Origin of the sequence: Castellaniella sp. S9, assembly GCF_027257175.1 — a bacterium.
Taxonomy (GTDB): domain Bacteria; phylum Pseudomonadota; class Gammaproteobacteria; order Burkholderiales; family Burkholderiaceae_B; genus Castellaniella.
Window position 1 is genome coordinate 272,304 of the sequence record NZ_JAPFGD010000004.1, and the last position, 22,358, is coordinate 294,661.

At 69.4% G+C, this 22,358-nt stretch carries 21 protein-coding genes; 18 read left to right on the plus strand and 3 right to left on the minus strand.

Annotation, left to right across the window (positions count from 1 at the left end; all coding sequences use genetic code 11):
- Positions 1 to 150: 150 nt before the first annotated feature.
- From dacB to OOZ48_RS08440, 10 genes are all read left to right on the plus strand, one after another.
- Complete coding sequence (gene dacB / locus OOZ48_RS08395) at positions 151 to 1,593, plus strand: D-alanyl-D-alanine carboxypeptidase/D-alanyl-D-alanine endopeptidase (protein ID WP_269497309.1); 1,443 nt, start codon at positions 151 to 153, stop codon at positions 1,591 to 1,593.
- A gap of 73 nt (positions 1,594 to 1,666) precedes the next feature.
- On the plus strand, positions 1,667 to 2,845 hold the full coding sequence (locus OOZ48_RS08400) for an ABC transporter substrate-binding protein (RefSeq protein WP_269497310.1): 1,179 nt from the start codon (positions 1,667 to 1,669) through the stop codon (positions 2,843 to 2,845).
- Between the two features lie 21 nt (positions 2,846 to 2,866).
- Positions 2,867 to 3,787, plus strand: a complete 921-nt coding sequence (locus tag OOZ48_RS08405; RefSeq protein WP_269497311.1) for a branched-chain amino acid ABC transporter permease — start codon at positions 2,867 to 2,869, stop codon at positions 3,785 to 3,787.
- 7 nt (positions 3,788 to 3,794) lie between these two features.
- Positions 3,795 to 4,775: a branched-chain amino acid ABC transporter permease gene (locus tag OOZ48_RS08410; protein ID WP_269497312.1), complete on the plus strand. Its 981-nt coding sequence runs from the start codon at positions 3,795 to 3,797 to the stop codon at positions 4,773 to 4,775.
- 68 nt (positions 4,776 to 4,843) lie between these two features.
- Complete coding sequence (locus OOZ48_RS08415) at positions 4,844 to 5,617, plus strand: ABC transporter ATP-binding protein (protein WP_269497313.1); 774 nt, start codon at positions 4,844 to 4,846, stop codon at positions 5,615 to 5,617.
- A complete protein-coding gene (locus OOZ48_RS08420) occupies positions 5,614 to 6,324 on the plus strand; it encodes an ABC transporter ATP-binding protein (protein ID WP_269497314.1) in 711 nt (236 codons plus the stop codon). The genes OOZ48_RS08415 and OOZ48_RS08420 overlap by 4 nt, the downstream gene beginning before the upstream one ends.
- Positions 6,325 to 6,398: 74 nt before the next feature.
- Positions 6,399 to 7,037: a uracil phosphoribosyltransferase gene (upp, locus tag OOZ48_RS08425; protein ID WP_269497315.1), complete on the plus strand. Its 639-nt coding sequence runs from the start codon at positions 6,399 to 6,401 to the stop codon at positions 7,035 to 7,037.
- Positions 7,038 to 7,143: 106 nt separating this feature from the next.
- Positions 7,144 to 7,467, plus strand: a complete 324-nt coding sequence (locus OOZ48_RS08430; protein ID WP_269497316.1) for a DUF883 family protein — start codon at positions 7,144 to 7,146, stop codon at positions 7,465 to 7,467.
- A 6-nt stretch (positions 7,468 to 7,473) separates the two neighbouring features.
- Positions 7,474 to 7,890, plus strand: a complete 417-nt coding sequence (locus tag OOZ48_RS08435; RefSeq protein ID WP_269497317.1) for a phage holin family protein — start codon at positions 7,474 to 7,476, stop codon at positions 7,888 to 7,890.
- Positions 7,887 to 8,207, plus strand: coding sequence for a hypothetical protein (locus OOZ48_RS08440; RefSeq protein ID WP_269497318.1), 321 nt, complete (start codon positions 7,887 to 7,889; stop codon positions 8,205 to 8,207). The genes OOZ48_RS08435 and OOZ48_RS08440 overlap by 4 nt, the downstream gene beginning before the upstream one ends.
- Before the next feature lie 11 nt (positions 8,208 to 8,218).
- Here the strand turns inward: OOZ48_RS08440 and ubiD are convergent, their stop codons facing one another.
- On the minus strand, positions 8,219 to 9,763 hold the full coding sequence (ubiD, locus tag OOZ48_RS08445; protein ID WP_269497319.1) for a 4-hydroxy-3-polyprenylbenzoate decarboxylase: 1,545 nt from the start codon (positions 9,761 to 9,763) through the stop codon (positions 8,219 to 8,221).
- Between the two features lie 77 nt (positions 9,764 to 9,840).
- Here ubiD and OOZ48_RS08450 point away from each other — a divergent pair, with 77 nt between their 5' ends.
- Positions 9,841 to 10,737, plus strand: a complete 897-nt coding sequence (locus OOZ48_RS08450) for a lytic transglycosylase domain-containing protein (RefSeq protein ID WP_269497320.1) — start codon at positions 9,841 to 9,843, stop codon at positions 10,735 to 10,737.
- A gap of 51 nt (positions 10,738 to 10,788) precedes the next feature.
- On the opposite strand, the gene OOZ48_RS08455 is transcribed toward OOZ48_RS08450, so the two are convergent.
- Positions 10,789 to 11,949 carry a pyridoxal phosphate-dependent aminotransferase gene (locus OOZ48_RS08455; RefSeq protein WP_269497321.1) on the minus strand — a complete coding sequence of 387 codons (1,161 nt, stop codon included), beginning with the start codon at positions 11,947 to 11,949 and terminating at the stop codon, positions 10,789 to 10,791.
- A 61-nt stretch (positions 11,950 to 12,010) separates the two neighbouring features.
- Here OOZ48_RS08455 and OOZ48_RS08460 point away from each other — a divergent pair, with 61 nt between their 5' ends.
- The 4 genes from OOZ48_RS08460 (at position 12,011) to OOZ48_RS08475 (ending at position 17,031) form a co-directional block, all read left to right on the plus strand.
- A complete protein-coding gene (locus OOZ48_RS08460) occupies positions 12,011 to 12,913 on the plus strand; it encodes a hypothetical protein (protein WP_269497322.1) in 903 nt (300 codons plus the stop codon).
- Positions 12,914 to 13,083: 170 nt separating this feature from the next.
- The gene (locus OOZ48_RS08465; RefSeq protein ID WP_269497323.1) at positions 13,084 to 15,378 is read left to right on the plus strand and encodes an NADP-dependent malic enzyme; all 2,295 of its coding nucleotides are present in this window, start codon (positions 13,084 to 13,086) and stop codon (positions 15,376 to 15,378) included.
- Positions 15,353 to 16,564 carry a patatin-like phospholipase family protein gene (locus tag OOZ48_RS08470; protein WP_269497324.1) on the plus strand — a complete coding sequence of 404 codons (1,212 nt, stop codon included), beginning with the start codon at positions 15,353 to 15,355 and terminating at the stop codon, positions 16,562 to 16,564. Before OOZ48_RS08465 ends, OOZ48_RS08470 begins: the two co-directional genes overlap by 26 nt.
- A complete protein-coding gene (locus tag OOZ48_RS08475; protein WP_442867555.1) occupies positions 16,552 to 17,031 on the plus strand; it encodes a barstar family protein in 480 nt (159 codons plus the stop codon). Before OOZ48_RS08470 ends, OOZ48_RS08475 begins: the two co-directional genes overlap by 13 nt.
- A gap of 32 nt (positions 17,032 to 17,063) precedes the next feature.
- On the opposite strand, the gene OOZ48_RS08480 is transcribed toward OOZ48_RS08475, so the two are convergent.
- Entirely contained in the window at positions 17,064 to 17,795 is a 732-nt protein-coding gene (locus tag OOZ48_RS08480) for a 16S rRNA (uracil(1498)-N(3))-methyltransferase (RefSeq protein ID WP_269497325.1), read from the minus strand.
- Between the two features lie 139 nt (positions 17,796 to 17,934).
- Between OOZ48_RS08480 and tkt the strand changes: the two genes are divergently transcribed.
- The 3 genes from tkt (at position 17,935) to OOZ48_RS08495 (ending at position 22,271) form a co-directional block, all read left to right on the plus strand.
- Positions 17,935 to 19,977, plus strand: coding sequence for a transketolase (tkt, locus tag OOZ48_RS08485; RefSeq protein WP_269497326.1), 2,043 nt, complete (start codon positions 17,935 to 17,937; stop codon positions 19,975 to 19,977).
- 14 nt (positions 19,978 to 19,991) lie between these two features.
- Positions 19,992 to 21,005 carry a type I glyceraldehyde-3-phosphate dehydrogenase gene (gap, locus tag OOZ48_RS08490; protein WP_269497327.1) on the plus strand — a complete coding sequence of 338 codons (1,014 nt, stop codon included), beginning with the start codon at positions 19,992 to 19,994 and terminating at the stop codon, positions 21,003 to 21,005.
- Positions 21,006 to 21,071: 66 nt separating this feature from the next.
- Entirely contained in the window at positions 21,072 to 22,271 is a 1,200-nt protein-coding gene (locus tag OOZ48_RS08495) for a phosphoglycerate kinase (RefSeq protein WP_269497328.1), read from the plus strand.
- The last annotated feature ends 87 nt before the right edge of the window (positions 22,272 to 22,358 follow it).

Below are 22,358 nucleotides of genomic sequence, written 5' to 3' on the forward strand. Positions count from 1 at the left end.
GAGGCGGGCGCCGGACGGGCCGGGCCGATGATGGGGTCGGGCCGTATTTTAAGCCCTCCGGCGTCGCGGTGCTTCTGGAGTCCCCCCGGTTTGGATTATGCTGGTACTTTTTTACACGGGTGCGGGGATGGACCTGCGGGAGTCGGCGTGATGCGGGTAGGTCTTGGGCGATGGGCGCGCGGCGTGGGCCGCGGCCTGGCGGGCGTCGCCTTGTGGGCCGCCGCCGCGGGCGTCTGGGCACAGGGTCTGCCGCCGGATCTGCAGGCCGCCTGGAAAGCCACCCGCATCCCGCTCTCGGCCCTGTCGCTCGAGGTGCGCGAGGCCGGCGGTCCGGTGCTGATGTCGGTGCAGGCCGGCGAACCCCGCAATCCTGCCTCGGTGATGAAGATGGTCACCACCTGGGCGGGACTCTCTGGATTGGGCCCGGACTACGTCTGGCGCACCCGCCTGCTGGCGGCGCGCGGCGCACGGGTCGACGCGCAGGGCTCCCTCAAGGGGCCCTTGTACGTGCAGGCCGCCGGCGATCCGTTTTTTACCGTCCAGGACCTCTGGAACCTGCTGCGCCAATTGCGCCTGCGCGGCGTCAAGAACCTGTCCGAGGTCATCGTCGATCGCGGGGTTTTCGGCGAGGTGGCCATCGATCCGGGCGATTTCGACGATTCGCCCGACCGGCCCTACAACGCCAGCCCGGACGCGATGATGGTCAATTTCGGCGCCACGCGGCTGCTGTTCCAGCCCGATCCCGCGGCCCGGAAATGGATTGCGATCGTCGATCCGCCGACGCGCGGCGTGCGGGTCAGCGGCCAGGTCGAATGGGCCGATGGCCGGTGCCCGGGGTCGCCCGCCGTGGCGACCGACGTGCTGCACCAGGACGGCTCGACCGTCATCCAGGTGCGGGGCCGGGCCGTCGGATCCTGCGGCGAATTCAGCGTGTACCGGCTGGTGGCCAGTCAGCCGGCCTATTTCGAGGCGCTGTTCCGCATGCTCTGGAAGGAACTGGGCGGCACCCTGGCGCGCGACATCCGCCAGGGGGCCGTGCCGGCGTCGGCGTCGCCGCTGGTCTGGCACGACTCGCCGGCCCTGTCGGACATCATCCGGCAGATCAACAAGCACAGCAACAACGTGATGGCGCGGATGCTGCTCCTGACCCTGGGCGCCGAATTCCATGGCCCGGGCGCGACCCGCGCCAGCGGCGGGCGCGCCGTCGCCCAATTGCTGGGCAACCAGGGCGTGGACGTCGCCGGCTGGGTGCTGGATAACGGCTCGGGCCTGTCGCGCGACGGCCGGATCACCGCCCGCGGCCTGGCCCAGATGCTGGACTATGCCTGGCGCTCGCCCCTGATGCCCGAGTTCATTTCCTCGCTGGCGATATCCGGCGTCGACGGCACGGTGCGCCGCCGCCTGCGCGACGACGAGACCCGCGGCCAGGCCCACCTCAAGACCGGCACGCTGCGCAATGCGCGCTCGCTGGCCGGCTACGTGCGCGGCGCCAGCGGCAAGCGCTACATCCTCGTCAGCCTAGTGAACGACGCCAACGCCGCGGGGGTGCGCGCCTTCGACGACGCGCTGGTGCGCTGGCTGGCGGCCCGCTAGCTAGCGCCGCGCCCCTTTTGCCGTATCCTAGTATTTCAACCAAAAAGCAATGGTCTCACCGGGAGGAACCTTCATGCATGTATCTCTTCGCCTTTTGACCGCCGCGGCCGCCCTGGCCTGCCTGGCGGGCACGGCCCAGGCCGCCGACCCGATCAAGGTCGGCCTGCTGACCACGCTCTCGGGTCCGGGCGCGGCCCTGGGCATCGACATCCGCGACGGCTTCCAGCTGGCGGTCAAGCACGCGGGCGGCACCTTCGGCGACCTGCCGGCCGAGGTCATCGTGGCCGATGACCAGATGAGCCCCGACGCGGCCAAGCAGACCGCCGATCGCCTGCTCAAGCGCGAAAAGGTGGATTTCATGACCGGCATCGTGTTCTCGAACATCATGCTGGCGGTCGGGCAGCCGGTGTTCCAGTCCAAGACCTTCTATATCAGCGCCAACGCCGGCCCCTCGCAGTACGCCGGCGAGCAATGCAACCCGTACTTTTTCAGCGCGTCCTACCAGAACGACACCATCGACGAGGCCGCGGGCAAGGTCGTGCAGGCGCGCGGTTTCAAGAAAGTCGCGCTGCTCGCGCCCAACTACCCGGCCGGCCGGGACCACCTGGCTGGCTTCAAGCGCTTCTATGAGGGCGAGATCGTGATGGAGGACTACACCCAGCTCAAGCAGCTCGACTACGGCGCCGAGCTGTCCAAGCTGCGGGCCTCGGGCGCCGATGCGGTGTTCATCTTCCTGCCCGGCGGCCTGGGCGTGAACTTCATCAAGCAATTCGTCGGCGCCGGCCTGAACCAGGACATGAAGCTTTTTGCGCCGGGCTTCTCGGCCGACGAGGACGTGATCAGCGCCGTGGGCGAGTCCATGCTGGGCATCTTCAATACCTCGCAGTGGGCGCACGACATGGACAATGCGGCCAACCAGCGCTTCGTCGCCGATTTCCAGAAGGAATACGGCCGGCTGCCCACGATGTACGCCTCGCAGGGCTATGATGCGGCGCGCCTGATCGACGGCGCCGTGCGCAAGGTGGGCGGCAAGGTCGAGGACAAGGACGCGCTGCGCAAGGCCCTGGAAGCCGCGCCTTTCGAATCCGTGCGCGGCGCCTTCAAGTTCGACACGAACCACTACCCCGTGCAGGATTACTACCTGCGCGAGGTCGTGAAGGACGATCAGGGCCGGATCACCAACAAGCTGGTCAGCCGCGTGTTCGAGAACCACGCCGACGCCTACGTCGGCCAATGCAAGATGCCCTCCTGATCGTCGGGCGGCGCGGCACGCATGAGCGGCATCCTCGTTCTGGAACAGCTCCTCAACAGCCTGCAGTTCGGCCTGATGCTGTTCCTGCTGGCGGCCGGCCTGACGCTGGTGTTCGGGATCATGGACATGATCAACCTGGCGCACGGCTCGCTGTACATGGTGGGCGCCTACCTGGTCGCCACCATCGCCGGCGCCTCGGGCTCGTTCTGGATCGGCCTGGCGGGCGGCATCGCGGCGACGGTGCTGGTGGGCGCGCTGCTGGAATACGGCATCATCCGGCACTTGTATCGGCGCGACCATCTGTCGCAGGTGCTGGGCACCTTCGCCATCCTGTTGATGGCCAACGAGGGGGTGCGCATGATTTGGGGCTCCCAGCCCGTGCCCCTGGCCATGCCCGCCGCGCTCTCCGGTCCGGTCGAGATGTTGCCCGGCTTCAGCTATCCGGCCTATCGCCTGTTCATCATCGGCGTGGGTCTGGCGGTGGCGCTGCTGCTGTACCTGCTGGTCACGCGCACGCGCATGGGGATGCAGGTGCGCGCCGGCGCCTCCAACCGCGAGATGGCGCAGGCCATGGGCGCCAATGTGCGCCGCCTGTTCGCGGTGCTGTTTGCCGCGGGCGCCGGCTTGTGCGCGGTGGCGGGGGGCATGCTGGGCCCCTTGCTGGCGGTGCAGGTCGGCATGGGCGAGAACATCCTGATCCTGGCCTTCGTGGTGATCGTGATCGGCGGCATCGGCTCGATCCGCGGGGCGCTGCTGGGCGCGTTGCTGGTCGGTTTGGTGGATACGGCGGGACGCACCGTGGTGCCTCTGCTGTTCGGCCTGCTGATGGGGCCCTCGGCGGCGGCCACCGCCGGGCCGGCCGTGGCCTCGATCCTCATCTATCTGCTGATGGCCGCCGTCCTGTTCTGGAGGCCGCGCGGCCTGTTCCCCGCCCATGGCTGATGGCGCGATGACCCGGACCGCGGCGCCCGCGGCCCACGGCCTGCTGGACCACGTGCTGCGCGCGCGCAGCGCCGTGCCGCTGCTGGCGCTGCTGATCCTGCTGCCCGTGGTCGCCCATGCGCTGGACGAGGATTTTTATATCGGGGTCGCCAGCCGCATGCTGATCTTTGCGCTGGCCGCCAGCAGCCTGAATCTGATCCTCGGATTCGGCGGCATGGTCAGTTTCGGCCATGCCGCCTTCGTCGGCATGGGGGCCTACACTGTCGGCATCCTCATGCGCGACGGCGTGTCCGCCGCCTGGATCGCCTGGCCGGCGGCGTTCGTGGTCGGCGGCCTGTTCGCCTTCGTGATCGGCCTGGTCAGCCTGCGCACGCGGGGCGTGTATTTCATCATGATCACCCTGGCGTTCGCGCAGATGCTGTTCTACCTCATGTCCTCGCTCGAGGCCTATGGCGGCGACGACGGCCTGTCGCTGGCCTCGCGCTCGTGGCTCGGCCCGGGGCTGGACCTGTCGGACGACACCCGCTTCTACTACGTGGTGCTGGCGATCGGCGCGCTGGTGTTCGTCGGCATCGCTCGCCTGCTCAACGCGCGTTTCGGTCATGCCTTGCAGGCCATCCGCGAAAACGAAACGCGCATGGCCGCGCTGGGCTTTGCGGTCTATCGCTACAAGCTGACAGCGTTCACCTTGGCCGGCGCCATTGCCGGCCTGGCGGGCGCGCTGCTGGCCAACCAGACCGGTTTCGTCAGCCCGGCCATGATGCAATGGAGCCAATCCGGCATCCTGCTGGTCATGGTCATCCTCGGCGGCGTGGGCCACCTGTACGGCGGCCTGGCGGGCGCGGCGGCCTTCCTGCTGATCGAGGAGGCGGCCCTCGGCTACACCATCCACTGGCAATTCATCCTCGGCGCCGTCCTGCTCGCCGTCGTCCTGCTGGCGCCCAACGGCCTCATGAGCCTGGGCCGACGCGCCAAGGGGGCGCCATGAGCGCGCCGGGCCGCCCCAAGCGCGAAATTCCCCCTCGGGGGGACGGCGCGCAGCGCCAAGGGGGCGCCATGAGCGTTTTACCGGCCGAGATGCTGCGCGCCGACGGCCTGGTCAAGCGCTTCGGCGGCCTGGCGGCCACCGACCACGCCGACCTGTCCGTGCGCGCGGGCGAACTGCATGCGCTGATCGGTCCCAATGGCGCGGGCAAGACCACCCTGATCCACCAGCTCTCCGGCGCGTTGGCGCCGACGCGGGGGACTATCCATTTCGACGGCCGCGACATCACCCGGCTGCCGATCCACGAGCGCGCCCGCCTGGGGCTGGTGCGCTCGTACCAGATCACCAGCGTGTTTGGACGCCTGTCGGTCCTGGACAATCTGGCGCTGGCGCTGCAGGCCAGCGATGGCGGCCGCCCGGGGTTCTGGCGGCCGGCGCGCGCCGAGCACGCGCGCTACGAGGCCGCCGCGGCAGCCGCCGCGCGCGTCGGGCTGGGCGCGCGCACCGACCGCATCGCCGGCACGCTGTCGCACGGCGAGCAGCGCCAGCTCGAGATCGGCCTGGCGCTGGCGCTGCGGCCGCGGCTGTTGCTGCTGGACGAACCCCTGGCCGGCATGGGGGCCGAGGAATCCGAGCGCATGGTCGCGCTGTTGCAGGGCCTGCGCGGCGAGGTCACCATGCTGCTGGTCGAGCACGACATGGATGCCGTATTCCGGCTGGCCGACCGCATCTCGGCGCTGGTGTCCGGCAAGGTCATCGCCACCGGCACGCCCGACGACATCCACGCCCACCCCGACGTCCGCCGCGCCTACCTGGGTGATGAATTCGAGGGAATTTATACATGACCGCGCTGCTGGAGGTCGAGGGCCTGGAAACCGCCTACGGCAGCAGCCAGGTCCTGTTCGGCATCTCGTTTTCCATCCGCCAGGGGGAGGTCTCGACGCTGCTGGGCCGCAACGGCATGGGCAAGACCACCACGGTGCGCTCGCTGCTGGGCTTGACGCCCGCGTGCGGCGGCACGGTGCGCTTTCGCGGCGAACGCATCGAGGGGTTGGCGCCGGACCGCATCGCCCGCATGGGCCTGGCGGTCGTGCCCGAAGGGCGGCAGATTTTTCCGAACCTGACCGTCCGGGAAAACCTGCTGGCGTTCGCCTCCGGTCGCAATGCCGGTGCGGATCCCTGGACGCTGGCGCGCGTCTACGATCTGTTCCCCGGCCTGGCCGCGCGCGCCGCCCACATGGGCGGGCAGCTCTCGGGCGGCGAGCAGCAGATGCTGGCGATCGGCCGCGCGCTGATGACCAACCCGCTGCTGCTCATCCTGGACGAGGCGACCGAAGGCCTGGCTCCGCTGATCCGCGAGGAAATCTGGCGCTGCCTGGACACGCTGCGGGCGCAGGGCCAGACCATCCTGGTCATCGACAAGTACGTGCGGCGGCTGCTGCGCCTGGCGGACCGGCACACCCTCATCGAGCGCGGCACGGTCGTCTGGCAAGGCGGCTCCGAGGCCCTGGCCGCCGACACCGCCCTGTGGCAACGCTATATCGGCGTCTGACCCGCATACCGCCTCGGCCGGCCCCCGGAGGGTTAAACTGCATCCCACGATCCCTCTGAAGACCACGTCCCGCCATGCCCATCCGCGAAGTCCGCCACCCCCTGATCCGCCACAAGCTCGGCTTGATGCGGCGCGCCGACCTCAGCACCAAGAATTTCCGCGAGATGGCGCAGGAAATCGCCGCCTTGCTGACCTACGAGGCCACCAAGGACCTGCCTCTGGAACCCACTCGCATCACCGGCTGGTGCGGCGAGCTCGACGTGGAAAAGCTCGCGGGCAAGAAAATCACCGTGGTGCCCATCCTGCGTGCCGGCATCGGCATGCTCGACGGCGTCCTCAGCCTGGTGCCCGGGGCCAAGGTCAGCGCGGTGGGCATCGCCCGCAACGAGGAAACCCTGCAGGCCCACAGCTACCTGGAAAAACTCGTCGGCCAGCTCGACCAGCGCCTGGCGCTGATCGTCGATCCGATGCTGGCGACCGGCGGCTCGATGGTCGCCACCATCGACATGCTCAAGCAGGCCGGCAGCCGCAACATCCGCGCCCTGGTCCTGGTGGCCGCGCCGGACGGCATCGCGGCCGTCGAGCGCGCCCATCCCGACGTCGAGATCTACACCGCCTCCATCGACAGCCACCTGAACGAGCACGGCTACATCATCCCGGGCCTGGGCGATGCCGGCGACCGGATCTTCGGCACCCGCCAGAAGGTCGATTGAGGATTCTTGACCTGGCGCAGGGACTGGAAGATTTCGATACACCGCTGTGTCGGCAATCAGGTAGGATGAATGTGTTCATCTCATCATCTTCGATTCGGAGGAATTCATGGCGACCCGAAAATCCATCGCGACACAATCGGCCGGCGACGCGCTCGTCGAGGACCTGAAGGCCAGTCTGGATCAGGCTGAAAAACTGCTGCGCGAGGCCGCCGAGGCCACCGGCGACAAGGCCGCCGACCTGCGCGCGCGCGCCCTCAAGGCGGTTGACGAGGGGCGTGCCGCCTTGTCGGAAACCCAGGAAAATCTGATGGCGCAGGGCCGCAAGGTGGTCCAGGACACCGACGAGTACGTGCAGGCCAACCCCTGGAAGGCGGTCGGGATGGCGGGCGTGGCGGGCCTGTTGCTGGGCGCCCTGCTGTCGCGCCGCTGATCGCCCGTGTCGCTGCGCCGCGCGCTGCTTGACGTGGCCGCCCATGCGGCGGCCATGGTGCACACCCGCGTCGAACTCTTCTCGCTGGAGGCCGCCGAGGCGCGCACGATCCTGTTGCGCCAGCTCGCCCTGGCGCTGGGGGCGGCGGCCTGCCTGTTCATGGCGTTGCTGATCGCCTCGCTGGCGATCGGCCTGTATTTCTGGCCGACTGAATACCGCTATGTGGCCCTGGGGCTGCTGGTCCTGGCCTATGTCGTCGCGGGCGGTATCCTGGCCTGGCGCCTGTGTACGGCCCTGTCGCGCGGCCCGGCGCCGTTCTCGACCCTGGCCGAGGTGCTGGGCGAGGATGCGCGGTCGCTGCGCCGCGGCCGCGAGCTGCCCCCACCCTCGCCCGAGCCCAGCACCCCCGAGGAGGCCTCATGAGGAACGGCTCCGATCGCCGCGCCCGCATCGAGCTGCTGCGCGCCCGCGCGCTGGTCGAGCGCATGATGCTGCGGCGTGCCGCCTGCGATGCCCTGGAAGGCCTCAGGCCCGAATCGCTGGCCTCCGACGCATCGGCCGGGCTGCGCGCCGCGGGCATGGGCTGGCTGACCGCCGCGATCCGCACCGTGCGGCGGTATCCGCTGGTCCTGTCGCTGGCCTCGTCGGCGATATCCGGGGTGCGTCACGGCAATCCCTACGCCCGGGTCGGCATGCTCGCCCTGGTGGCCTGGCGCCTGTTGCGCGCGCGCAGGCGCTGACGGCCCCGGCCCTATAGGCCCAGCTGGTCCCACATCGCGTCGACCCGCGCCTTGACGGCCTCGTCCATGCGGATCGGGCGGCCCCATTCGCGGCTGGTCTCGCCCGGCCATTTGTTGGTGGCGTCCAGGCCCATCTTGCCGCCCAGCCCCGACACTGGCGAGGCGAAATCCAGATAGTCGATGGGCGTATTTTCGACCAGCACGGTATCGCGCACCGGATCCATGCGCGTGGTCATGGCCCAGACCACCTCGGTCCACTGGCGCGGATCGATGTCCTCGTCCACCACCACGATGAACTTGGTGTACATGAACTGCCGCAGGACGCTCCATAGGCCGAACATGATGCGCTTGGCATGGCCGGCGTACTGCTTGCGCATGGACACCACCGCCAGGCGGTAGCTGCAGCCCTCGGGCGGCAGGTAGAAATCGACGATCTCGGGGAACTGGCGCTTGAGCAGCGGCACGAAGACCTCGTTGAGGGCCACTCCCAGCACCGCGGGCTCGTCGGGCGGCTTGCCCGTGTAGGTGCTGTGGTAGATGGGCCGGCGCCGGTGGGTGACGCGCTCGACCGTGAACACGGGAAACCAGTCCTGTTCGTTGTAGTAGCCGGTGTGGTCGCCGTAGGGCCCCTCCAGCGCCATCTCGTAGCCGGTGTCCGGGGCCGCGGGCGCGCCGTCCGGGACGGCGGGCGCCACGGCGCGCGGGTCGGCGGCCGGCAGGATGTGGCCTTCGAGGATGAGTTCGGCGTGGGCCGGCACCGACAATTCGCTGCCCAGCGCCTGGGCGACCTCGGTGCGTCCGCCGCGCAGCAGGCCCGCGAACTGGTATTCCGAGAGACTGTCCGGGATGGGGGTGACGGCGGCCAGCAGCGTGGCCGGATCCGTGCCCAGCGCCACGGCGATGGGGAAGGGTTGCCCGGGGTGGGCGAGGGCGTGGTCGCGGAAATCCAGCGCGCCGCCGCGATGCGACAGCCAGCGCATGATGAGCTTGTTGCGCCCGATCAATTGCTGGCGGTAGATGCCCAGGTTCTGGCGCCGCGCGCGCGGCCCGCGGGTCACCACCAGGCCCCAGGTGAGCAGCGGGGCGGCGTCCCCCGGCCAGCAGGTCTGCAGGGGCAGGGCGTCCAGGTCCACGTCGCCGCCCTCCAGCACGACCTCCTGGCAGGGGGGCGCGCGCAGCGTGCGGGGGTTCATGTCCCACAGCGCGGATTTCAGCATGGACACCTTGGACAAGGCGTCGCGCATGCCTTGCGGCGGGGCGGGCTCGCGCAGCGAGGCCAGGAGTTCCCCGGTGTCGCGCAGCGCCGCGACGGATTCCGCCCCCATGCCCCAGGCCACGCGCTGCGGCGTGCCGAACAGGTTGGCCAGCACCGGGATGGGGCTGTCGGCGCCGCCGTGCACGGGCCGCTCGAACAGCAGCGCCGGCCCCCCGGCGTGCAGGACCCGGTCGCTGATCTCGGTGATCTCGAGCTCGGTCGAGACCGGGTGGGCGATGCGCTTGAGCTGGCCCAGGCGCTCGAGCTGGGCGATGAAGTCCCGAAGGTCGCGGTATTTCACAGAACTCCGTCATCAGGTTACAGTTGGGTTCGTGTCACAGATTACCACCGACTCCCCTCGTTCTGTTCGGAGGCTCCATGCCCGCTGCCACGGTCGGTGACCGGCTGCTGGCCGGACTGCTGTCGGTCGTGCGTCCGATCGGTGAGTTCATCCACGTCAGCGCCATCTATCTGGGTATCGCCGTCCTCACCACGCTGGGCCTCAGCCTGGTGCTGCCGTCCATGCGCCAGCAATCCCAGCAGCTCCACGAGGTCGTGCTGACCATGTTCCAGGCGGACGGCGACGGTTACGCCGCGGCCGACGAGCCCCTGGCCGACCCCGCGGCGGCCGACTGGTCCATGCCCGTCGCGCCACCGGATGCGCAGGCAATCCCGGACGAGGGCGCGGCGCAGGCCGACGGCGAGGCCGCCGCGCCGGGGGACGAGGCCACCGTGCCCGAGGCCGACGAGGCGCCGCCCAACTTCGCGCTGGCGCTGGATGCCGCGATCCGCAGCCAGCCGATTCCCGGGGTCACCCAGGCCCAGGCGCAGGCCCTGCGCAGCTACCTGGCCCGCAAGTACAAGATCGCCAACAGCGTGGCCGGCGCCCTGATCCGCATCGCCTTTGCGGTCGGCGAGCAAAAAGGCCTCGATCCGCAATTGCTGCTGGCGGTCATCGCCATCGAGTCGCGCTACAACCCCTTCGCCGAGAGCTCGGTCGGCGCCCAGGGGCTGATGCAGGTCATGACGCGTGTGCACCACGACAAGCTGACGGACACCGGTGGCGGCCAGGTGGCCGTCTTCAACCCCGCGGTGAACATCAGCGTGGGCGCCCAGATCCTGTCCGACTGCATCCGGCGCCGGGGCTCGCTGGCGGGGGGGCTGGCCTGCTATGTGGGCGCCACCGGCCCCAACGACAGGGGCTATGGCGCGCGCGTGCTGGCCGAGCAGCGGCGCATCGCCCTCGCCTCGGGAATCGCGCCCACCCGGCGCTGACGGTGTCGTGGATGCGTAGGGTTCCGGGGTGCCGGATGCGGCCGGACGCCGTCAGGCCCTGAGGAAACGGCCCATCCGGTCGACCGCCTCGCGCAGGCGGTCGAGGCCCGTCGCATACGAAAAACGCAGCGTATGCGCGGCGTGCGCCTGGCCGAAATCCACCCCCGGCACCGCCGCCACCAGGGCCTCGTTCAGCAGGCGCCGGGCAAAGTCCGTGCTGTCGGTGCTATGGGCCGAGATGTCGGCGAAGATGTAAAACGCCCCGTCGGGCGCCACCGGCACCTCGAGACCCAGGCGCGCGAACTCGGGCAGCAGGTAGTCGCGGCGTTCCTTGAAGGACAGGCGGCGGCCCTCATAGATGCGCATGACCTCGGGGGCGAAGCAGGTGAGGGCGGCGTGCTGGGCCAGCGAGGGGGCGCAGATCGCCAGGCTGGCGGCCAGGCGCTCGAGCGCCGGCATCATCGAGGCCGGGGCGATCAGCCAGCCCAGCCGCCAGCCCGTCATGTGGAAATATTTGGAAAAGCTGTTGATGATGACGATGTCGTCGTCCAGCGTCAGCGCGCTGAGCGGCGCGTCCTCGTAGTACAGGCCGAGGTAGATCTCGTCCATGATCACGAAGCCGCCGCGCTGCCGGACCTGCGCGATCAGGGCGCGCAGGGCCTCGCGCTCGATCGAGGTGCCCGTCGGATTGCTGGGCGAGGCGATCAGGACGCCGCGCGTGGCGGGGCCCCAATGGGCCGCCACGTCCCCGGCGCTGAGCTGGTAGCGGTTGGCGGCGGTGCAGGGCACCAGGCGCGTGATGCCGCCGGCCGCGGTGATGAAGTTCTGGTTCGCCGGATACGAGGGATCCGGCATCAGGATCTCGTCGCCCGGATTGATGAGGGCCATCGCCGCCAGCAGCAGCGCGCCCGACGCCCCCGAGGTGATCAGCACGCGCGCGGGATCGACCTCGGCCTGGAACTGCTGCTGGTAATAGTGCGCGACGGCCTCGCGCAGGGCCGGGATGCCGGCCGGCGGCGTGTAGCCCCCCAGGCCCGCCCCCGCGGCGCGGTTCAGGGTCTCCAGGACCTGGGGCGGGGCGGTGAAATCGGGCTCGCCGATCCCCAGGCTGATCACGTCGTGCCCCTGTGCCGCCAGCGCCTGCGCCTGCTTGAAGACTTCGACGGCGTAGAATGGCACCGTGCGATCGGTTCGGGCGGCAAGACGAGGCATGACGAACTTCCAGAAAAATGAACATTGTAGGGCCTGTTCACCCATGCAGGAGTTTCACGATATGGAATCACCCGCGCGCCGTGCGTTCCTGACGGGACGCCGCAAGGCGCAGACGCCCTGGGAAGACTTCCTCAGCCGTCTGCGGCGCACGGTCGAAGGCAAGGTCTTCGACTTTTCGTCGCCGGCCGGCAGCGCCCGCCTGGTGCCGGCCCGCATGACCGACGTCTATCACGCCCGCAGCCTGTGCGCGCAACACGGCATCGTGCTGGCGCTCGACGGCGTGCCCCATGCGTCGCGCCTGGACGAGGGGCCTGTCCTCTGGGTGGAGCCGGGCGCCGCCATGGCGCGCTTCGAGCGCATGGGCGAGGGCGATACGCGCTGGTTCGTCCAGCCCGGCTGCCTGATCGGCGAACTCGAGGAGGCCGGCCTCCCCCAGTTCCGCGACCTGCCGCCGCACCTCACCGTGGCCGCCTGGCTGGCCGATCGCGAAGGCTGCGACTGGGATGCCGGGCGCACCGCCGATTCGGGACTGGTGCACGCCCTGGTGCTGCTGGGCGACGGCACGCAGGCGAACCTGGGGGCCTTCGGCCTGCGCAACCAGAAGCCCCTGGACAATATCCGCGTGCAGCAGATGATCCCGCGGCTGTTCGAACTGGCCGGCGCCGCGGACGCGGAGCAGGTCGGCGCCGGACCCGCCTGGGATGCGCGCTACCGGCTCGACGCCCTGCGGCCCGCCGACGGCGCCGGCATCAACCTGGCCCACCTGCTGCTGGGCCATGGCGGCGACCTGGGCTGGGTCGAGTGGATGGTGCTGGACGAGCGTGCGCCGGCGGCCGCGCCGCGGCCCTACGAGCGCCGCTATTTCAAACGCGGGCCGGCGCCGGCATCCAGCGTCCTGGATCGCGCGGTCAAGGACCTGTTCGACGCCGCGCGCCTGTTTCCGGCCCCGGGACAGCGGCCCTGAGCCGTCCCGGCGGCGGGGATTGCGCCGCCGCCGTGCGCAAGCCGTGGGGCCATCCCTGTCCTAGGGACCCGCCAGGGGCTAGAATGATCCGCACGCGCGGACGGCCCGCGCGGTGTGTGCCTCATGCACGCTCGATCGAACATTTTCGTCTTTATATAGGCTGCCTCACCATGGATGACTCCTTACGCGTCGCCGCGCTTGAATACCACGAGCACGGCCGTCCCGGAAAAATCTCCGTCACCCCGACCAAGCAGTTGTCGAACCAGCGCGACCTGGCTCTGGCATACTCGCCGGGCGTCGCGGCCGCCTGCGAGGAAATCGTCGCCGATGCGCACAACGCCTTCCGCTATACCGGGCGCGGCAATCTGGTCGGCGTGATCACCAACGGCACCGCCGTGCTGGGCCTGGGCAACATCGGCGCGCTGGCCTCCAAGCCCGTGATGGAAGGCAAGGCCGTGCTGTTCAAGAAATTCTCCGGCCTGGATGTCTTCGACATCGAGATCAACGAAACGGATCCCGACAAGCTCGTCGACATCATCGCCGGGCTCGAGCCCACCTTCGGCGGCATCAACCTCGAGGACATCAAGGCCCCCGAATGCTTCGAGGTCGAGCGCAAGCTGCGCGAGCGCATGAACATCCCCGTCTTCCACGACGACCAGCACGGCACCGCCATCTGCGTCACCGCCGCCTTCATCAACGGCCTCGCGGTCGTGGGCAAGGACATCGCCCAGGTCAAGGTCGTGGTCTCGGGCGCGGGAGCGGCCGCCCTGGGGTGCCTGGACCTCATGATCGACATGGGCCTGCCGCTCGAGCACATCTGGGTGTCCGACATCGAAGGGGTGGTCTACAAGGGCCGCACCGCGCTGATGGACGACAAGAAAGCGCGCTTCGCCCAGGACACCGATGCCCGGACCCTGGACGACATCATCGGCGATGCCGACGTGTTCCTGGGCCTGTCGGCCGGCGGCGTGCTCAAGCCCCACATGGTGGCCAGGATGGCGGCTCGCCCGCTGGTCCTGGCGCTGGCCAATCCCAACCCCGAGATCCTGCCCGCCGACGCCTTCGCGGTGCGCGAGGACGTGGTGATGGCCACCGGGCGCTCCGATTTCCCCAATCAGGTCAACAACGTCCTGTGCTTTCCCTACATCTTCCGGGGCGCGCTGGACGTGGGCGCCACCACCATCACGCGCGGTATGGAAAAGGCCGCGGTCATGGCGATCTGCAAGCTCGCTCGCGAGGAACAGAACGACGTGGTGGCGGCGGCCTACGGCCTGTACGACGTGTCCTTCGGCCCCAGCTACTTCATTCCCAAGCCCTTCGACCCGCGCCTGATCGTGCGGATCTCGCCGGCCGTGGCCAAGGCCGCCATGGACGACGGCGTCGCCTCCCGGCCGCTGGCGGACATCGACGCCTATGCCGAGCAGCTCCAGCAGTTCGTCTACCATTCGGGCGCCTTCATGAAGCCCCTGTTCTCCAGGGCCCGCCAGATGGTGCGCGACGGCGGCAAATCGCGGATCGTGTTCGCCGAGGGCGAGGACGAGCGCGTCTTGCGCGCCGTCCAGATCGTGGTCGACGAGCGCGTGGCGCATCCCATCCTGATCGGCCGCCCGGCCGTGCTGGCCGCCCGCATCGAGAAATACGGCCTGCGCCTGCGGCTGGGCGAGGACGTCGAGGTCACCAACCCCGAGCACGACGAGCGCTTCCACCGCTACTGGACGGCGTACTGGGAGATGATGTGCCGCAAGGGGATCACCAAGGAAATGGCGCGTGTCGAGATGCGCCGCCGCCTGACACTGATCGGCGCCATGATGGTCCACCTGGGCGATGCCGACGGCATGATCTGCGGCACCGTCGGCGCCTACGGCAACCACCTGCGCTTCATCGACGAGGTCATCGGCCGCCAGCCGGGCGTGCTGACCTATGCGGCCATGAACATCCTGCTGCTCGACGAGCGCACCGTGGCCCTGGCCGATACCCACGTCAACGACAACCCCGACGCCGCCCAGATCGCCGAGATCACCCTGATGGCCGCCGAGGAGATGCGGCGCCTCGACATCGAGCCCAAGGTCGCACTGCTGTCGCGCTCGAATTTCGGCACCGGCAGCTCGTCCTCGGGGGCCAAGATGCGCGAGGCCCTCGACCTGGTGCGCGAGCGCGATCCGGGGCTGGAGATCGACGGCGAGATGCACGGCGACTGCGCCCTGGATCCCTCGCTGCGCGAGCGCATCCTGCCCTCGACCACGCTGCACGGCGAGGCCAACCTGTTGATCTGCCCGAACGTGGATTCGGGCAACATCGCCTACAACCTCCTCAAGACCGCCGCGGGCGGCAACGTGGCCGTGGGCCCCTTCCTGCTCGGCGCCAATGCGCCGGTGCATATCCTGACCTCCAGTTCGACGGTGAGGCGCATCGTCAACATGGCCGCCCTCACCGTGGTCGATGCCAACAAGCCACGCAGCACCTGAGCGGCCGGCGATCGGGCTGGTCCTGACCGGGGGCGGCGCGCGCGCCGCCTACCAGGCCGGCGTGCTCTCGGGCGTCATGGACATCCTCGACCCCGAGCGCCGGCCCGGCTTCCGCAATCCGTTTCCCATCATCTCGGGCACCTCGGCCGGCGCGATCAACGCCACGGCCCTGGCCTGCCGCGCGCACCAGCCCCACCGGGCGATCGATCGCCTGGGCGCCCTCTGGAGCGGCCTGCGCTCCGAGGACGTCTATTACGCCGACGCGCCGCGGCTGCTGCGCACCGGCCTGCAATGGCTGGGCATGCTGGGCCTGGGCTGGATCGCGCCCAGCCTGAACGTCTACGCGCCGCATTCGCTGCTGGACAATTCGCCGCTGGCCGACCTGCTGGCCCGCACCATGAATTTCGAGCGGCTCAGGATCAACCTGGCCCGGGGCCACCTGTCGGCCGTCGCCGTGACGGCCACCGCCTACACCACCGGCGAGCACCTGACCTTCTACCAGGCCCACGAGCGCATCAAGCCCTGGACGCGCTCGCTGCGCCGCGCCGTGGCCTGTCCGGTGGGCGTGGACCACCTCCTGGCCTCCAGCGCCATTCCCTTCGTCTTTCCGGCGCGTGCCATCCTCGTGGGCGACGCCACCTTGTGGTGCGGCGACGGCTCCATGCGCCAGCTCGCGCCCATGAGTTCGGCGATCCACCTGGGGGCCGAGAGGATCTTCGTGGTGGGCACGAACTACCGCGACGAAACCCACCCCGGCGCGCGCGAACTCAATCCGTCCTACCCCAATCTGGCGCAGGTCGCGGGCCACACACTGTCGAATATTTTCCTCGACAGCGTGTCCATGGACATGGAGCGCGTGGAGCGCATCAATGAGTTGCTTGCACGATGTCCTCCAAATGGATTAAAAAGCGAGTCACTGCGCCCCATCCGCTCGCTGATGATCGCGCCCAGCCAGTCCCTGGATGATCTGGCGATGGCGCATCTGCAGGAGCTGCCGCGCGCCGCGCGCACCTTGTTCCGTGTGCTCGGCGTGTCTCCGCGGCAGGCCCGTGCGGGCAGCGGGGCCCTGGTGTCTTATCTATTGTTCGAGGCGGGCTATACGCAAGACCTGATCGCGTTGGGAAGGGCTGATAGCATGAGCCGTGCTGGGGAAGTCGAGGCTTTTTTCAAGGAGTGGTCCGAATGAGTCAGGCCCAGTTAAAAAAGATGCTGAAGACCGGCGTCGTTGATGCCAAGGCGGTGTCCGAGGACGAGGCCTTGGCCGCCGCGCGCGAGGCCGGCCTGACGGCCTTCGTGGTCGACTGCGATCGGGCCCGCAGCCGCTCGGCGGTCCTGCGGGCGGTCGTCAAGGCCGTGGATTTCCCCGAGTATTTCGGCGGCAGTCTCGATGCCTTCTATGATTGCCTGTGCGACACCATGCTCGACCAGAAGGACGGCCTGTTCCTGTGGTTCCGACACCTGCATTCCGGCGACCCCGCCCTGGCCGAGGACGCCGTCGCCATCGAGGCGGTCTGCGAGGACGCCATCGAGTTCGCCAGCAACAACGATCGCCGCTTTGCCTACGCCATCCAGCATGCGGGCAAGCACCCCGATCCGGAACCCGGCGTCGATCCCACCCCGTATTCGGGCCATCGCGAGGAAGAAGGCATCTGATCCGGCGGGCCGGCGGCTTGGCCGCCGCGCCCTCACCAGCCCAGCAGGGCGGTGGCGGCCGCGATCAGGGCCACGCCGGCGGTCTCGGTGCGCAGCACCCTCGGCCCCACGGTGACGGGCACCAGCCCCGCCGTGGCGGCCGCCGCCAATTCGGCGTCCGACCAGCCGCCTTCCGGGCCGACCAGCAGGTTCAGGCGATCCCGCACGGGCATCAGGGCCTGCGCGAGGGGCAGGGCGCCCTCGGGATGGCAGAACAGCGCCGGCCCCTCGGCGGGCGTCAGCCCGCGCAGCGCCTCGGCCAGCGGCTGCGGGTCAGCGACGGCCATCAGGCGATTGCGGCCGCATTGTTCGCTGGCGGCGCGGGCGATGGCGCGCCAGTGCGTCAGGCGCCTGGCCAGGCGCGGCCCGGCCAGGCGCAGCACGCTGCGGTCGGCGGTGATCGGCACGACGCGGGCCGCCCCGGTCTCGACCGCCTTTTCGATGATCCAGTCCATCTTGTCGCCGCCGGCCATGCCCTGCAGCAGGGTGATGCGTCCAGGCAGTTCGCGCTCGACGGGGTCGAATTCGCCGGTGTCGGCCCAGGCGGCCTTGCCGTCGGCCTGCAGGATGGCGGGGTATTCGCCGCCGCCGCCGTCGAACAGCGTGATCGGCGCCCCCGGGCGCAGCCGCAGCACCCGCAAGGCGTGGTGCGCGAGGGCGTCGGGCAGCTCGATGCGGGCATGGGGCGCCAGCGGCGCGGGACAGTGGAAGCGGGGTGCGGGCATGCCGGGGTTGCGCGTGAACGGGCGCCGGGCGCCATGTGGTGTGCGAACTATAAACCGGATCCTCCAGGATGGTAAAATCTGCAGCTTTGCAATCCTTTTTTTCGGCGCCGCCGACCTTTTGCGCCGCGCCCTCCGACCTATGAGCATCCCCGCCCCCGATCCCTCCATGGCCAATGCGGTCCGCGTATTGGCCATGGATGCCGTCCAACAAGCCAATTCCGGACATCCGGGGGCCCCAATGGGGATGGCGGACATCGCCCACGTGCTGTGGACGCGGCACCTGCGCCACAACCCGGCCGACCCGGCCTGGATCGACCGCGACCGCTTCGTGCTGTCCAACGGCCATGGGTCCATGCTGATCTATGCCTTGCTGCACCTCACCGGCTACGACCTGCCGATCGACGAGCTGCGGCAGTTCCGCCAATTGCATTCCCGCACCCCCGGCCATCCCGAGGTCGGCATCACCGCGGGTGTCGAGACCACCACCGGGCCGCTGGGCCAGGGGCTGGCCAACGCCGTGGGCATGGCGCTCGCCGAGGCGCTGCTGGCGCGCGAGTTCAACCGCCCGGGCTACGACCTCATCGACCACGACACCTACGCCTTCGTCGGCGACGGCTGCCTGATGGAGGGCATCTCGCACGAGGCCTGCTCGCTGGCGGGCACCCTGCGGCTGTCGCGGCTGATCGTGTTCTACGACGACAACGGCATTTCCATCGACGGCGAGGTGCGCGACTGGTTCGCCGACGACACCCCGGCGCGTTTCGAGGCCTACGGCTGGAACGTCCTGCGCGGCGTCGACGGCCACGACATGGCGTCCATCGAGGCCGCCATCGCTCAGGCCCAGGCCAACGCCGCGGCCGGCCAGGGGCCGACCCTGGTGTGCTGCCGCACCGTCATCGGCAAGGGCGCGCCCAACAAGGCCGGCACCGAGAAAGTCCACGGCGCCCCGCTGGGCGCGGACGAGATCGCCGCCACGCGCCACGCCCTGGGCTGGACGCACGACCCTTTCCAGATCCCCGCCGAGGTCTACCAGTACTGGGACGCGCGCGAGGAAGGCGCGCGCCGCCAGGCCGACTGGGAGGCCTTGTTCTCGCGCTATGCCGAGGCCCATCCCGCCGAGGCGGCGGAACTGCGCCGCCGCATGGCCGGCGAACTGCCCGCCGACTTCGCGCAGCGCGCCGCCGAGGTGCTGCGCGCGACCCAGGACAAGGGCGAATCCATTGCCTCGCGCAAGGCTTCGCAGCAATCCATCGAGGCCTTTGCCGCCATCCTCCCGGAAATGCTGGGCGGCTCGGCCGACCTGACCGGCTCCAACTTCACCGACTGGAAGGGCGTGGCGCCGGTACGCGCCGGCACCGACGCCATCCAGGCCGGCCGCCACATCAATTACGGCGTGCGCGAGTTCGGCATGGCGGCCATCATGAACGGCATCGCGCTGCATGGCGGCTACCTGCCCTTCGGCGGCACCTTCCTCACCTTCTCGGACTATTCCCGCAACGCCCTGCGCATGGCGGCCCTGATGCGCCAGCGCGTGGTTCATGTCTTTACCCATGACTCGATCGGCCTGGGCGAGGACGGCCCCACTCATCAATCCATCGAGCACGCCGGCAGCCTGCGCCTGATTCCCAACCTGCACGTCTGGCGCCCCTGCGACACGACCGAAACCGCCGCCGCCTGGACGGCGGCGCTGTCGCGCCCGGCCAGCCTGGGCATGACGGTGCGCGAGGGCGGCCCCACGGCCCTGCTGCTGTCGCGCCAGAACCTGCCCTTCGTCGCGCGCGACGAGCGCACCACCGAGGCCATCGCCCGCGGCGGCTACGTGCTGCGCGACGCCCCCGGCGCGTGCGCGGTCATCATCGCCACCGGTTCCGAGGTCGGCCTGGCCCTGCAGGCCCAGGACCTGCTGGCCGCCAAGGGCGTCGCCACCCGCGTCGTGTCCATGCCGTGCACCGAGGTGTTCGACGCCCAGCCGGACGACTGGCGCCGCGCCGTGCTGCCCGACGGCCTGCCGCGGGTCGCCGTCGAGGCCGGCGGCACCACCACCTGGTACAAGTACGTCGGCCTGCAAGGCGCGGTCGTCGGCATCGACACCTACGGCGAGTCCGCCCCCGCGGGGGTATTGTTCAAACACTTCAACCTGACGGCTGAACACCTTGCCGCCACGGTCGAGCAGCTTTTGTAAACAGGAGATCCATCATGACCATACGCGTGGCGATCAATGGCTATGGCCGCATCGGCCGTAACATCCTCCGGGCCCATTATGAGGACGGCAAGCAGCACGACATCCAGATCGTGGCGATCAACGACCTGGGCGACCCCAAGACCAACGCCCACCTCACCCGCTACGACACGGCCCACGGCCGCTTCCCGGGCACCGTCGAGGTCGATGGCGACAACATGGTGGTCAACGGCGATCCCATCCGCGTGCTGGCCGAGCGCGACCCGGCCAAGCTGCCCTGGGGCGATCTGGGCGTCGACGTGGTGCTGGAATGCACGGGCTTTTTCACCTCCAAGGAAAAGGCCTCGGCCCACCTGAAGGGCGGCGCGAAAAAGGTCATCATTTCCGCCCCCGGCGGCAAGGACGTCGATGCCACCATCGTCTACGGCGTCAACCACCAGGTCCTGAAGGCCTCGGACACGGTGATCTCGAACGCCTCCTGCACCACCAACTGCCTGGCGCCGCTGGTCTATGCGCTGAACAAGGACCTGGGCGTGGTCAACGGCCTGATGACCACGGTGCACGCCTACACCAACGACCAGGTCCTGACCGACGTCTACCACTCGGACCTGCGCCGCGCGCGCTCGGCCACGCAAAGCATGATCCCGACCAAGACCGGCGCCGCGTCGGCCGTCGGCCTGGTGCTGCCCGAACTGAACGGCAAACTGGACGGCTATGCCATCCGCGTGCCGACGATCAATGTCTCCATCGTCGACCTGACTTTCGTGGCCGCCCGCGCCACCACCGTCGAGGAGGTCAACGGCATCCTCGAGGCGGCCGCCAACGGCCCGCTGAAGGGCATCCTGGACTACACCACGGAACCCCTGGTCTCGGTCGACTTCAACCACACCGCGGTCTCCAGCACCGTGGACGCGGGCCTGACCAAGGTCTCCGAGGGTACGCTGGTCAAGGTCGGCTCCTGGTACGACAACGAGTGGGGTTTCTCCAACCGCATGCTCGACACCACGGTCGCCCTGATGTCGGCCAAATAAGCCGGCCGGCAGGCAACACGAGGGCGGGGCAACCCGCCCTCATCGTATCCACTTGGAGCCCACCCTATGTCCACCTCTGTCCTGACCTTGTCCGGCTTGGCCGGATCCGGCGCCCTTGCCGGCAAGCGGGTCTTCATCCGCTCCGACCTGAACGTGCCCCTGGATGCGGGGCGCATCACCGAGGACACGCGCGTGCGCGCCTCGGTGCCGGCCATCCGCATGGCCCTGGACGCCGGCGCGGCCGTCATGGTGACCTCGCACCTGGGCCGTCCCAAGGAAGGCGTCCTGAACCCCGAGGACTCCCTCGAGCCCGTGGCGCGCCGCCTGTCCGAATTGCTGGACCAGCCCGTGCGCCTGCTGCGCGACTGGGTCGGCGGGGTGCAGGTCGCCCCGGGCGAGGTCGTGCTGCTGGAAAATTGCCGCGTCAATCCCGGCGAAAAGAAGAACGATCCCGACCTGGCGCGCCGCATGGCGGCCCTGTGCGATGTCTATGTGAATGATGCCTTCGGCACGGCCCACCGCGCCGAGGCCACCACCGAGGGCATCGCGCGCTTTGCGCCCGTGGCCTGCGCCGGCCCTTTGCTGGAGGCCGAGCTGACGGCCCTGGGCAAGGCGCTGGAGGCGCCGCGCCGGCCGATGGCGGCCATCGTCGGCGGCTCGAAGGTCTCGACGAAGCTGTCGATCCTGCAGTCCCTGTCCGAGCGCGTCGATCAATTGATCGTGGGCGGCGGCATCGCCAACACCTTCATGCTGGCCGCCGGCCTGCCCATCGGCAAGTCGCTGGCCGAGCCCGACCAGGTCGAGCAGGCCCGCGCGGTCATCGAGGCGATGCGCGCACGCGGGGTCGAGGTGCCGATTCCCGAGGACGTGGTGGTCGCGCAGACGTTTGCGGCGGATGCGCCGGCGACGGTGAAGGACGCGGCCGACGTCGGCGCCGACGACCTGATCCTGGACATCGGGCCGCGCACGGCGGCGCGCCTGGCGGCGCAGTTGCGCGAGGCGGGCACGATCGTCTGGAACGGGCCGGTGGGGGTGTTCGAGTTCGAGGCCTTCGCGGGGGGCACCCGGGCGATTACCGAGGCGATCGCGGCCTCGAATGGATTTTCGATCGCGGGCGGCGGGGATACGCTGGCGGCGATTGCGAAGTTCGATATCGCCGATCGCGTGGGGTATATCTCGACGGGGGGCGGGGCGTTCCTGGAGTTTCTGGAGGGGAAGTCCTTGCCGGCGGTGGCGGTGTTGAAGGAGAGGGCGGCTGGGGGGTGATTGTTGTTGGGGTGTTGCTGGGGTTTTGGGGTTTTCGGCTGTTGCGTCGGATTGGCAGGCACAACTTCCGGGAACCCGCCAGCGGTC